Origin of the sequence: Phytohabitans sp. LJ34 (genome assembly GCF_052068095.1) — a bacterium.
Lineage (GTDB): Bacteria > Actinomycetota > Actinomycetes > Mycobacteriales > Micromonosporaceae > Phytohabitans.
This window is the reverse complement of sequence record NZ_JBQHDG010000020.1, coordinates 177,974-189,837: the sequence shown is the minus strand read 5'-3', so window position 1 is coordinate 189,837 and position 11,864 is coordinate 177,974. Positions and strand designations below refer to the sequence as shown.

The window sequence follows — 11,864 nt, the reverse complement described above, 5'->3', positions numbered from 1 at the left end:
GGCCGAAGAGGTCATTGGAGGACCCCGATGCTTTCGAAAGCCATTTCCCGTCTGGGCGGCGGCGCGGCCCGCCATCCGTGGCGGATGATCGCGGCCTGGCTGCTCGTCGCCGTGCTCGCTGTCGTCGCCGCGAGTGCGTTCGGTGGGCGGCCCGCCGACTCGATGACCGCTCCAGGGCTGGACTCGCAGCTGGCCGCGGAGTTGATCGAGCAGACCGGCACCGGCCAGGACGGCATGACGGCCCAGGTGGTCGTCACCCCGCTCGACGGCGGCGTGAGCTTCTTCGACCAGGGTGCCGCGCGGACGGCGCTGGCCCGGCTGCAGGCCGAGGTGCGGCAGCTCCCGCACGTGCTCGGCACCGGCGAGCCGGTCCAGGCGCTGGACGCCGGTGGCGACGCCGCCGTCCGCGCCGGTCTGGTCTCCGCCGACGGGCGGATCGCGCTGATCCGGGTGCAGTACCCGTCGCAGGACGAGCTGTCGGCCAAGGACCTCGACGCACTGGTCGCCGCCGTGGAACGGCTGCGCGGTGAGCTGCCGCTGCGCATCGAGATGGGCGGGGATCTGTTCTTCGCCTTCTCCGATGCCGGCGCCGGCATCGGCGAGCTGGTCGGCCTACTCGCCGCGGCCACGATCCTGTTCCTGGCGTTCGGCTCGCTCGTCGCCGCCGCGCTCCCGATCGGCATGGCGATCTTCGGGCTGACCGTCGGCATCGCCACGATGACGGTCCTGGCCAGGTTCATCGAGGTACCGACGTTCGGGCCGGTGCTCGGCAGCATGGTCGGGCTCGGCGTCGGGATCGACTACGCGCTGTTCGTGCTGGCCCGGCACCGGGAGTACCTGGCCGCGGGCGTCGAGCCGTCCGAGGCGGCGGCGCGGGCGGTGGCCACGGCCGGGCGGCCCGTGGTGTTCGCCGGCGGCACCGTCGTCGTGTCGATCCTCGGCATGGCGGTCGCGGACGTGCCGTTCATGACGATCGGCGGGCTCGCGGTCGCCCTGGTAGTGCTGATCATGGTGCTCGCGTCGGTGACGCTGCTGCCGGCCTTCCTCGGCCTCGCCGGTGCCCGCCTGGGCCACCCGGGCCGGCTGATGCGCCGCGTCGTCCGGCGGCGCGCCGCTACCACCGCGAGCACCGGGTGGGTGCGCTGGATCGGGCACGTGAACCGGCACCCGGGGCTCTACGCGGTCGGTGCCGCCGCGCTTCTGCTCGCCGCGACGCTGCCCCTGCTCAGCCTGCGGGTGGGTCTGCCGGACGACGGCTCGATGCCGCAGAACCGGACGGAGCGCAGGGCGTACGACCTCGTCGCCGAAGGCTTCGGGCCGGGCGCCAACGGTCCCGTCATCATCGCCATGACCACCGCCGGGGATCCGGGCGCGCTGGACCGGGTCGTCACCGCAGTCACCGCCGACCGGGGCATCGCGTCGGTCGCAGGGACGCAGGTCGATCAGGCGACCGGGATCGCGACCCTGGTGCTGTTCCCGACCAGCGGGCCACAGGAGAAGGCCACCACGGACACCGTCGCCCGGCTGCGCGCCGACGTCCTGCCCGGCGCGGTCGGTGCGGGCCCGGCGAAGGCCCACGTCGGCGGTGCCGCGGCGAGCCTGTCCGACGTCGGGAAGCGGACCAGTGACCGCATGCCGGCGTTCGTCGGCGCCGTGCTGGCGCTGTCCTTCGTGCTGCTGCTGCTGGTGTTCCGCTCGGTGCTGGTACCACTGAAAGCCGTGCTGCTGAACCTGCTGAGCATCGGCGCGTCCTACGGCATCATGGTGGCGGTCTTCCAGTGGGGCTGGGGCGGCGCGCTGATCGGCCTGGAGTCCACGGTGCCGATCGTGTCGTTCATCCCGATGTTCATGTTCGCGATCCTGTTCGGCCTGTCCATGGACTACGAGGTGTTCCTGCTGTCGCGGGTGCGGGAGGAGTACCTGCGCACCGGGGAGAACCGCACCGCGATCGTGCGGGGCATCTCCGGCACCGCCCGGGTCATCACCTCGGCCGCGCTCATCATGGTGGCGGTCTTCCTGTCCTTCGCCGTCGCGGACAACCCGTCGACGAAGATGTTCGGCCTCGGCCTGGCCACCGCCATCTTCGTCGACGCCACGATCGTGCGCATGGTGCTGGTACCGGCGACCATGACCCTGCTCGGCAACGCCAACTGGTGGCTGCCGAAGTGGCTGGACCGCCTGCTGCCCGGCGGCCACGAGCCGCTGGACGAGGCACCACCGGTCCGGGAACTGGAGACGGTGCACTAGTGTCCCGCGCCAGAAATTCGCCTGATAAGTAGTAGGGTGGTGGTGTGCCGAGGACCGGACGTCCCACCGCGCCGTTGACATTGACTGGTGAGGAACGCCGGACGCTGACCCGATGGTCGCGTCGGGCGAAGTCGGCGCAGGTCCTGGCGATGCGTTCGAAGATCATCCTGGCGTGTGCGGAGGGCGCTTCCAACACTGATGTGGCCGCCGCTCTGGGTGTGCATTTGTCCACTGTGGGCAAATGGCGTCGGCGGTTCCTGAAGTTGCGTCTGGACGGCCTGATCGACGAGGAACGCCCCGGCCGCCCGCCGTCGATCACCCTGGACCAGGTCGAAGAGGTGGTGGTGGCGACCTTGGAACAGACGCCACGTAACGCCACGCACTGGTCCCGTACGTCGATGGCCGAGCGGTCCGGGTTGTCGAAATCCACGATCGGCAGGATTTGGCGGGACTTCGGCCTCAAACCACACCGGACCGACACGTTCAAGCTGTCCACCGACCCGCTGTTCGTGGAGAAGGTGGTGGATGTGGTCGGGCTGTACCACAACCCGCCGCAAGGGGCGGTGGTGTTGTGTGTGGACGAGAAGAGCCAGGTGCAGGCCCTGGACCGCTCGCAGCCGGTGCTGCCGATGATGCCGGGCATGCCCGAACGGCGTACCCACGACTATGCCCGCAACGGGATCACTAGCCTGTTCGCCGCGTTCAACATCGCCGACGGCACCGTGATCAGCGAACTGCACCGCCAGCACCGGGCCACCGAGTTCAAGAAGTTCCTGACCGCGATCGACAAGGCCGTGCCGACCGAGTTGGATGTGCACCTGGTCTGCGACAACTACGGCACTCACAAGACCCCGGCGATCCGGGCCTGGCTGGCCAACCATCCACGCTTCCACATGCACTTCACCCCCCACCGGCTCGTCCTGGATCAACCAGGTCGAACGCTGGTTCGGATTTCTCACCGAGCAGAAGATCCGCCGCGGCGCCCACAAAAGCGTCCAGTCACTCGAGGCCGACATTCGGTCGTGGATCGCCGACTGGAACAGCAACCCACGACCGTTCATCTGGACCAAGACCGCCGAAGAGATCCTTGAATCACTCGCCCGATTTTGTAGGCGAATTTCTGGCGCGGGACACTAGAGTTGCTTGAGCCGGAGCGCTTTTCATGCAGCAACGCCGTTGAAGATTTCCTGTTGGATAGAGTTATCCCAGTTGCCTACATGGCTCGACATGGCCGCCCGAAGCCTCCATACACCGTTTCCCAAGCGAAGCGATGGCTAGGCTACGTTGCCTATCGGATGAGCCGAGACGGCACACACGATTTCGCGTGGTGGACTATTCCCACCTGGCAGCCGGCAGCTTTTCGAGCCGTCGCAAATGGGCTTCTGGCCGCATCGGTCTTTGCCGTCGTGGCTGCGTCAGCTTTCGGCCTCGATCTTGCGCCTGTCGCCGGCGCGGCTGGGTTGGCGACAGGGACACTAGTTGGTGCCTTCGCCGAGTGGCGCCCTGAGGACCGCCCTGTACGGCTCGCGCCGATCCGCTGGCACGCGATTGGTTCGCCCGGAAACAGCAGATTGCGGATGATCGGCTGGGTTACAGGTCTTGGGTACGGAGTAGTTGTCGGTCTTCTGTTTGGAGTCGCGGGTGATGCTGCCCTCGGCTTTTCATGTGGAATTTCTACGACTATCTCATTCTATCTCGCGACAGCGGTTTCTATCTTGACGTCAGCGCCGTACGCCGACGCCGGCAACCCCATGGATCCCATTACGAGCTGGCGGAGAGATCGAATGACCGGCGTCGTAGTAGGGATCGTCTTTGGTGCGGCCGGCGGGATCTTGATTGGCGTTGTCTTCATCTTGTTGAGCGGCGTCGTCCGCGGATTAACGATCGGCTTGGTCGCCGCAGGGGCGGGTGGGATAGCTATAGCCCTGACATTCGTACGTAGTTGGGACGCCCGGTTAGCGTTCTTTCAGATCTTTCTTGCCGGGTATGGGCCGGTCCGGTTAATGAGGTTCCTAGAGGATGCTCACAGGCGCGGAGTGCTCCGGACCGCCGGGCCCGTCTATCAGTTTCGTCATGCCCGCCTGCTTGACCGTCTTTCAATGGAGCACGAAAATACGGGATCCCGTCAGTTAACGTTATAGGTGGCCGCCACTTTGACGGTACTGACCATCCTACTTACCTGACGCGATCAGCTCGATACTTTCGGTGACTGAGCTTCGTTTGGGTCGTGTTCGGTCCGGCCGTGAGTGCATCGCATCGTCGACGACCGCGCTGTGCGCCTTGTTCTGCTACATCGATCCGAATCGCATCTCTTCCACCACCGCGGCCCACCCTGCTGCCGTCGGCCATTGCCAATGGGTAGCGTGCCGAACCGCTTATAGGGCCAGCCCGTGGCTCGTGCGTACGCCTCATGGTCGGCGTAACGCCTGTTCGCTGGATCCGTTCCAGCAGCACAACGCTTGGCAGAGGCATCACCTCTTGCGGCAGGCCGTGCGCAGCGGCGGTGGACAGTTCCAACGTCAGTGAGGACCCAACTCACTTCGGGCCAAATAAACGGCTGCCACGGCCGCCGAACAGACGTACGGCACGTTCTGCTCGCAGTTCCACCAGATCCTTGCGGCTTGATCGCCACCGTCTACCGCGGTCCTCAACCCTGAAATGGGCCAAGCCTGCATCGCGTTGCTCGCCGCTTCTGACCCGGGCCCCGTCTGCGCCAGCGGTCCATGCGGTTTGGCCGATCTTGACCGTGTCCGCGCATAGGGTGCGCCTGCACGAGGGGTTCGGCGCCGGCGTCGTGAGCTTCGCTACGCCACCCCCCCGGCAGGTGGTACTCCTCTACGACCGCGCGGCTGACCGAGCGGACGGGGCAAGTCCTTTGGAGCACAGACCGCCCCTGACCTCCCCCAGGTCGGTGGTGTGGGTCGGGAACTGGCCGTGGCCACCGCGGGCCGGGGCGCACAAAGGACCTGATACGAGCAGCACTCGCCCCGTGCTGTGCCGTTGGTGAGGTGGGGCGCTGACGCGTAGCAAGGGCGTCGAAGAAGGCGGTGAGGCGTCGCTGGACGTCTGCTGCGGCTTGGGGCCCCATCGCTCCTGTAGCTCATGACCGCCGAGGCGGTGCACCTCGTGGCCACGCAGCGAGCCACACCGTGCGGGCGGCCAATCCGGATCCGTCAGCCAGCCGCATCGGAGCGATTGTGGCGAAACTACCAGCCGCCACGCCGCTGCCGCAGCGATTGCCAGGCGGGGTGGGTCGCTCCGTGGTCGCTCGGACGTTCGCGACACTGGACGGATCCGCCGCCCGTCACCTGGATTCTGCTTCGGTCCAGCCGTTCACCTCGCGGTCATCGTTCGCAATCTAGGCCCGGACCAGCGCATACCTCGCTGGACTTACGGACAGCTGACGGGCGCTTCGTTGGATTTTCCTTGTGCTGTAAGGAAATCACGAAGTTGACCGTCCCCTGTGGACTCTTAATCCGCGGGTTCGGGGTTCGAGTCCCCGGCGGCGCACAAGTGATCAGGCTCTGACCTGGTGCTTCGTTCCGGATCAGAGCCTTTCTCATGTCCATGGTGGACTATTGGGTGATCCGTAGCTTTCGGTCGTCCCTGGCTCCGGCTGACACTGCGGGTCACCCGGCGGTATGGCCCGCCACCGCAGTCTCGCGGAGTCCACTGGGTCGAGTGTTGTCGGCACGGCCTGTTCAGCGAACGGCCGAGGGCCCAACGGCAACGCCCGCAAGTACGCCCTGCCGAGGCTGATGTTCCACACGGGCCCGCGGCGGCCAGCCGGTCACGACGGTGAACCCTCCGAGGGCTACCCAGGCCGTGGCGAACGACAGGTTGCCGAGGTCGAAGGCCAGCCGGGCCAGCTCGGGGTCGAGTCCCTCCCCCGCGCGGGTCGCGGCCAGCTCCCAGCCCACGCCGACGGCGAGGGCGTTCCCCAGCCCGGTGGCGAGCACGAGCGGCGCGCGCCAGTCGCGGCGCATCAGCGAGGCCAGCCCACCCGCGAGAACAGCGCCGCAGGACGTCGAGCGCCGACAGGTAGCTGCCGGCAGCCATGAGGTTCGTGTCGTTGGCCGCGAAGAACGCCGGTCCAGCGCCGACGACCACGACGTCGTGGTCGTGCGACGAGGCGTTGCGGTGAGCCATGTCATTGAACTCTTTTCAGAAGACATCTTGTACGGTGAAAACGAGTGTCCGGGTTCGTCGGACATGCTGTCAAGTCAATTTGCCTGAGACGCGCGCCATGCGGCCGACCGGGGATGGACCGACCACCTCGATGATCCGCAGCCAGTTGGTGGTCGCGGATTTTCGCGGTACTCCATGTTGGCTCAATTTGGTTGACGTCTCGTCAGCCCGGCCTCATCATTTCACCGTACAGCGTGTTCGATGATATTGAGGGGCTCACACATGACACCACCAGACCCGCCGCCGCTGACGATCGTCCGGCCCGGCGAGGGCCTGACCGGAGACCTCGGCGCCATCGGCGTGCAGTTCAAGCTCTGGGGCCGCGACACCGGTGGCGCGCTGTCGGTCGTCGAGCACCCGTTCCCGGTCGGCGCGCTGGTCCCGCCCCACCTGCACACCTTCGAAGACGAGTTCTCGATCGTCCTGGAGGGCGAGATCGGATTCCGCTCCGGCGACCGCGAGGTCGTCCTCGGCGCCGGCGGCTACATCACCAAGCCGCGCGGCGAGTACCACGCGATGTGGAACGCCGGCAGCGTGCCCGCGCGCATGATCGAGATCATCAGTCCGGCCGGGTTCGAACACTTCTTCCGCGAGGTGAGCGAGTTGGTCGGCGACCCGGAGAGCGCCGCAGCGCAGGGCCCCGCCATCGCCGAGCGCTACGGGCTGCGGTTCGCCGAGCCCGACTGGCTAGCCGGCGTCATCGAACGGTACGGCCTCGGCACGACATGACGGAGTTCTGAACGGTCCTAAGTAGAGAGAACTCGATGTCCACTGTGTCCTCGGCGGGCGCCCGGCTCGGCCGTACCTATGGCCGACGCCCCGCGCGAAGCCGACGCCCCGACAGCAAGGAGTTGCGATGACGGCCGCCCCAATCAACCCTGGAAAGGCATTACCGTGAAAGCATTGTTGCGCCGCGCCGCCGCCGGCTGCCTGGCCCTGCTCGGCGCGCTCGCCGTGGGCACGCACACCACGGCCGCGCACGCGGCGCCAGTGCTGCGCTGGATCGACTGCGGCGACGGCTTCCAATGCGCGGACGCTCGTGTGCCGCTGGACTACGACGACCCGCACGGACCGACAATCACCATCGCCCTGATCCGCAAGCCGGCCGCCGACCCCGCGCATCGCATCGGCTCGCTGTTCCAACTGCCCGGCGGGCCCGCCCAGTCCGGTGTACAGGTGCTGCGCAACTCGCCGCCGCAACTGCTGGCGCTGCTGGGCCGCTTCGACGTGATCGGCTTCGACCAGCGCGGCACCGGCGCGAGCCGACCCGCCGTCGACTGCCACGCGACACCACCCTCGTTCTTCGCCCGTCCAGACGCCGTCGAGCCCGACATGTACGCCGCCACGGCACGCGCGTACGGACTGTCCTGCCTCCGCCACAACCGCACGATCTTGCCGCACATGAGCACCGCCAACGTGGCCCGCGACGTCGACCTGCTGCGCCGGGCCGTCGGCGACCAGAGGCTCACCGCTATCGGCATCTCGTACGGCACCGACATCGGCGCCACCTACGCCAGCATGTTTCCCGGCCGTGTCCGGGCCATGGTCCTCGCCAGCGCCAACGACGTACGGACCGGACGCGATCGCCCGATCGACAGCGGCGAGGAGCAGTCAGCCGCCTTCGAAGACGAGCTCGACCGCTTCTTCGCCCGCTGCGCGGCCGCCGGACCGCGGTGTGGATTCGGCGGCACCGACCCCGAGGACGCCTTCGACACGCTGCTGGCACGGCTGGACGGCCAGCCGCTGCCCACCGCAGACCCGGCACACCCCCGGCTGAGCGGAGACGACGTCCGCCAGGCCGCGCTGGCGGCGATGTACACGCCGCGGCTGTGGCGCGACTTCGCCACAGCGCTCACCGCCGCGACGGCCGGCCAGCCGTCAGCAATGCTCGACTTTCTGGACGAGCAGGACGGCTTCGGCACCTACGACCAGCAGTTCGCGGTGCTCGCCGTCGACCAGCGGTTTCCCCGCGGACCGGTGGCCGGTTACGTCCGCGACAGCGTCCACGCCTACCGGATGTTCCCGCATTTCTGGTGGGTCAACGGGCTGGTCACCCTCGACCTCGCACTGTGGCCGGTCGAGGACGACGACGCGTTCCGCGGCCGCATCCACAACCCCGACCGGGCCGCACCAATCCTCGTCATCAGCAACACACACGACCCCGCGACACCGTACGCCGGCGCGCGGCAGTTCGTCGCCGACCTCGGCAACGCGCGGCTGCTCACCCACCAGGCCGACGGCCACGCCAGCCTCACCTCCGGAAACCCGTGCCTGGTCGGACCGGCCCTGGCCTACCTGACCGACGGCGTCACCCTGCCACCGGCAGGCGCCACCTGCCGCGACGACACCGACCCGTTCGCGCCTTGAACCACACACCGAGTCACTTGACCACCACCGCGGCCGCCGCCGGCCCCAGCCCGACCTCGCCGTCACCGCAGGCCGGCTCACCAACGACACCACCGACTTCGCCGACGGAATCGCCTGGTGGAAACTGCGCTACACCTGATTCGAAACGTCGCACCGGCTTCCCGGGCGGCAGTTGAGTGGACTGCCTGTCGGATGAATATGCCATGATGGGGTCATGGCATCCCGGAAGTACGAGCAGGTGCTGCGCGCCGAGGCCGCGGAGGAGACGAGGCGTCGGATCCTGGACGCGGTCGGCCAGTGCCTGCGTGAGGCGCCTACCGAGCAGCCCAGCCTGGGGCGGGTGGCTGAGCTGGCCAAGGTGTCGAGGTCGACGATCTACACCGACTTCGGCTCGCGGTCGGGGCTGTTCGACGCGTTCGTGGTCGATCTCTGGCAGCGCACCGGGCTGGCCGCGCTCGGCCGGGCGGTGGAGGCCACGAACGCGCGCGACCACCTGCGTGATGGTATCCGGGCGGCCAGCCGGATGAAGGGCCAGGAGTTGGCGGTCTATCGCGTGCTGCACGCAATGGACCGGCTGGACCCCGAGTCCGCCGGCGGCGCCGTTCGCCACATGGAGACCGACCGGCGGGCCGGCATGCAGAGCCTGGCCGAGCACCTCGAGCGGGAGGGTGAGCTGCGCGAGGGGCTCACCGTCGACGAGGCGGTCGACGTGCTGTGGGTGCTGACGAGCTTCGAGAGCCTCGACCTGCTGGTGACCGGCCGCGGCCACACGATCGACGAGGCGATCGGCACTTTGGTGGCCATGGCCGAGCGAGCCGTGTGCCGGACGCCGGGAACCCCGGCTGCCCGCAGCCGGGACGCCTGACTGCCGACGCACCGGCTGCCCTCAAGGCGGCCCGCGGCATCGGGCTGAGCGGTCCGCACGACTCGCCGGCGACAGGGCGTTCAGGGCCAACGCCGGGATCGCGTCTTGGGCATCGCCGCACCGAAGAGCGACTTGCGTGCCGGCTTCGGCGTCGAACCGTTCGAGGCCGGACAGGGATGGGCAGGCTGGGCTGTCCTGGCCCAGACGTGACCTAGTGGGTCGGCTGGCGACGCGCGTGCCGTTTGGCGCGGGTCATCCGCCACAGGTATGCCGGTGTGGGCGGCACCCAGCCGAGCTGGGTGGCCATGCCGAGGTCGTCGCGGTTTGCCCAGTGCTCGACGACCTGACCGTCTCTGGTCCGGAACCAGTGTGTCTGGGTGACCGCCAGCGTGCGGCCCTTCGACGGAAAGGCCTGGGCGACCTCGCCGTGCTCGTCGTAGGCCAGGAACGTACCGACCTGGCGACCAGACATGGTGCAGTGCACGACGACCAGGTCGCCGTCGGCCGCGACGTCGTGGATGTCGAAGGCCAGATCCGCGAACGCGGCTCGCAGCCAGCGGGCGGTGGCCGCGAACGCGCCCGGACCTCGCCCGCGGCAGGCTGGTGGTTCGTCTTTCGCCTCGCGGTTGACCGCCTCCGGGTGGACTACCCGGGTCAACTCGTCGAGGTCACCGGAGGCCAAGATCGTCATGGATCGAATACAGACGTCACTGTCGATCGTGCGCATGGTGTCCCCTCTGTAATATCAGATGCACTAAGCAAGTATTCAATACTCGTGGATGGTATGCAATGTCTCGTCGGGCATACGACAACACCCGCCGCGCCGAGCTGGCACGGCTCACTCGCCGCGGTGTCCTGGACGCTGCCCGCGACCTGCTCACCGAACGTGGCCCGGCAGCGGTCACCATGCGCGACGTCGCCGCGCGCGCCGGGGTATCGGCCGAGACCGTCAAGAAGGCCTTCGGGACCAAGACGGCGCTGATCAAGGCCGTGTACGACGTCACGCTTGCCGGCGACGACGAGCCCATCCCGATGATCGACCGCCCCGAGATCCAGGCCGTGGTCGCCGCCACCAACCCCCGCGACAAGCTCGCCCGATACGCCTCCGCGGCCCGCCAGATCGGCGAACGCGTGGGACCGATGCTCGCCAAGCTGCTCGCCGCTGCCCGGGGCGGCGACCCCGAGCTGACCCAATTCCGCACGACCGTCAACGGTGAGCGGCTCGTCGGCGCCGGTGTCATGGTAAGCCAGCTGGTCGCCACCGGTGGCCTACGCACCGACCTCGACCCGGACCGCGCACGTGACATCGTCTGGATGCTGATCTCGCCCGAGGTCTACGAACTACTCGTCAACGACCGTGGCTGGTCGCCCCACGAATACGAGCGGTGGCTGGCACAGGCGCTCGCCGACGCTCTCGCCGCACCCTCCCCGCGCGGCCGTGGCGAGACACCGTCCCCGCAGGGTCAATGAATCGCCACGGCCGTCACCTTGTCAGGACGCGCGGGCCGGTGGCAGGTCGAAGCCGCCGTCCGGCGTGCGTAGCAGCGCGTACGACGCGCCGGCGAAGCCGGCCGCCGCGACCAGCAGCCCGATTCCCTGCGCCAGTGAACCGGGCAGGAACGGGTGGGTGATGCCGCCGGCCATGATGGCGATGCCGGCCCACGCGGGCGCGTACCGGCTGCGCCAGAGTGCTCCGCCGAGCAGGCCGAGGCCGATGACCACGGCGGTGATGAACAGCAGCCCGGCGATGCCAATCAGTGGTTCGCCCTCGATGGCGTCGCTGAACGCGGCCATCGCGGCCGGGTCGAGGTCGTGGCGTACGGTGGCCGCCGCTGGTGTGATCACGCCGCCGAGCAGCGCCACGCCGGCCAGGAAGCCGAGCAGCGAGATGAGCGCGCCGGCGGTGGTGAGGCGGGGCGCGCCGCGGCGGGCGACCCAGGCGACCGCGTACGTGGCCGGGACGAGCCCGACTACGAACACCACGTCGAGCCACATCAGCACGCCGGCGAGGCGCTCGTGCGCGGTGAACGCGGCGAGCGTCTCGTCGAAGCTCGCACCGCCCTCGACCGGGGTGATCAGGTAGTAGACGCCCTTGGCGAGCATAGGCAGCGGCGCGATGACCGCGAGCAGCACCCGCCAGAAGCCGCGCACGTCTGCCAGCACGGCAACGTCCGCCGAAGAGGTACGGGACATTTGA

At 68.3% G+C, this 11,864-nt stretch carries 8 protein-coding genes and 1 pseudogene; 6 read left to right on the top strand and 3 right to left on the bottom strand.

Translation table 11 applies throughout. The features are described 5' to 3' along the window. The first annotated feature begins 27 nt into the window (after positions 1-27). Together ACTMTJ_RS32275 and ACTMTJ_RS32270 are read left to right on the top strand one after the other, a co-directional pair. Positions 28-2,247 carry an MMPL family transporter gene (locus ACTMTJ_RS32275; RefSeq protein ID WP_441222426.1) on the top strand — a complete coding sequence of 740 codons (2,220 nt, stop codon included), beginning with the start codon at positions 28-30 and terminating at the stop codon, positions 2,245-2,247. 44 nt (positions 2,248-2,291) lie between these two features. Continuing rightward, positions 2,292-3,384 (top strand): annotated as a pseudogene (locus tag ACTMTJ_RS32270) (IS630 family transposase). Positions 3,385-5,948: 2,564 nt separating this feature from the next. Here ACTMTJ_RS32270 and ACTMTJ_RS32265 read toward each other — a convergent pair. Next, positions 5,949-6,233: a hypothetical protein gene (locus ACTMTJ_RS32265; protein ID WP_441222425.1), complete on the bottom strand. Its 285-nt coding sequence runs from the start codon at positions 6,231-6,233 to the stop codon at positions 5,949-5,951. Between the two features lie 424 nt (positions 6,234-6,657). Between ACTMTJ_RS32265 and ACTMTJ_RS32260 the strand changes: the two genes are divergently transcribed. The 3 genes from ACTMTJ_RS32260 (at position 6,658) to ACTMTJ_RS32250 (ending at position 9,667) form a co-directional block, all read left to right on the top strand. Then, positions 6,658-7,164 carry a cupin domain-containing protein gene (locus ACTMTJ_RS32260; protein ID WP_441222424.1) on the top strand — a complete coding sequence of 169 codons (507 nt, stop codon included), beginning with the start codon at positions 6,658-6,660 and terminating at the stop codon, positions 7,162-7,164. A 165-nt stretch (positions 7,165-7,329) separates the two neighbouring features. Next, positions 7,330-8,802, top strand: a complete 1,473-nt coding sequence (locus ACTMTJ_RS32255; RefSeq protein ID WP_441222423.1) for an alpha/beta hydrolase — start codon at positions 7,330-7,332, stop codon at positions 8,800-8,802. A gap of 214 nt (positions 8,803-9,016) precedes the next feature. Continuing rightward, the gene (locus ACTMTJ_RS32250; protein ID WP_441222422.1) at positions 9,017-9,667 is read left to right on the top strand and encodes a TetR/AcrR family transcriptional regulator; all 651 of its coding nucleotides are present in this window, start codon (positions 9,017-9,019) and stop codon (positions 9,665-9,667) included. Positions 9,668-9,878: 211 nt separating this feature from the next. On the opposite strand, the gene ACTMTJ_RS32245 is transcribed toward ACTMTJ_RS32250, so the two are convergent. Continuing rightward, entirely contained in the window at positions 9,879-10,358 is a 480-nt protein-coding gene (locus tag ACTMTJ_RS32245) for an ester cyclase (RefSeq protein ID WP_441222421.1), read from the bottom strand. A 98-nt stretch (positions 10,359-10,456) separates the two neighbouring features. Here ACTMTJ_RS32245 and ACTMTJ_RS32240 point away from each other — a divergent pair, with 98 nt between their 5' ends. Then, positions 10,457-11,137 (top strand): TetR/AcrR family transcriptional regulator, encoded by a 681-nt coding sequence (locus ACTMTJ_RS32240; RefSeq protein WP_441222420.1) that lies wholly within the window; start codon positions 10,457-10,459, stop codon positions 11,135-11,137. Positions 11,138-11,158: 21 nt separating this feature from the next. Here ACTMTJ_RS32240 and ACTMTJ_RS32235 read toward each other — a convergent pair whose 3' ends face one another. Then, a complete protein-coding gene (locus ACTMTJ_RS32235) occupies positions 11,159-11,860 on the bottom strand; it encodes a hypothetical protein (protein ID WP_441222419.1) in 702 nt (233 codons plus the stop codon). Positions 11,861-11,864: the final 4 nt, after the last annotated feature.